1 pseudogene is annotated in these 817 nt (G+C 63.3%); it reads right to left on the bottom strand.

Annotated features, from left to right (window positions below):
• Positions 1-817: pseudogene (locus Mco01_RS38740) on the bottom strand (DNA-directed RNA polymerase subunit beta); the annotation flags it as partial.

Below are 817 nucleotides of genomic sequence, written 5' to 3'. Positions count from 1 at the left end.
CCGACCTTGGCCAGGTCGTACCGCTTGGGGTTGAAGTACAGGTTCTCCAGCAGCGCCTGCGCCGACTCCTTGGTCGGCGGCTCGCCCGGACGCAGCTTGCGGTAGATGTCCAGCAGCGCGTCGTCCTGCCCGGAGGTGTGGTCCTTCTCCAGGGTGGCCCGCATCGACTCGTACTGGCCGAAACGCTCCAGAATCTGGTCGCTCGTCCAGCCCAGCGCCTTCAGCAGCACGGTCACCGGCTGCTTGCGCTTGCGGTCGATGCGCACACCGACGCTGTCACGCTTGTCGATCTCGAACTCGAGCCACGCGCCGCGAGAGGGGATCACCTTGCAGCCGAACAGGTCCTTGTCCGAGGTCTTGTCGACCGAACGGTCGAAGTAGACGCCGGGAGAGCGGACCAGCTGGGAGACCACGACACGCTCGGTGCCGTTGATGATGAACGTGCCCTTCGGCGTCATGAGCGGGAAGTCGCCCATGAACACCGTCTGGCTCTTGATCTCACCCGTGGTGTTATTGATGAACTCCGCCGTGACGAACATCGGGGCGGAGAAGGTCATGTCTTTGTCTTTGCACTCGTCGACCGAGTACTTCGGCGGCTCGAACCTGTGATCCCGGAACGACAGGGACATGGTTCCGGAGAAGTCCTCGATGGGACTGATCTCCTCGAAGATCTCTTCGAGACCGGATTGGGTCGGAATGTCCTTGCGCCCGGCCTGGCGAGCCGCCTCGACCCGGCCCTTCCACTTCTCGTTGCCGAGCAGCCAGTCGAACGACTCGGTCTGCAGGGCGAGAAGGTCGGGAACTTCGAGCGGCTCCT

This window comes from Microbispora corallina (genome assembly GCF_016863035.1).
GTDB classification, from domain to species: Bacteria; Actinomycetota; Actinomycetes; order Streptosporangiales; family Streptosporangiaceae; genus Microbispora; species Microbispora corallina.
Note: the sequence above shows the minus strand (reverse complement) of the source record. Positions and strands in the feature narration are given on the sequence as shown.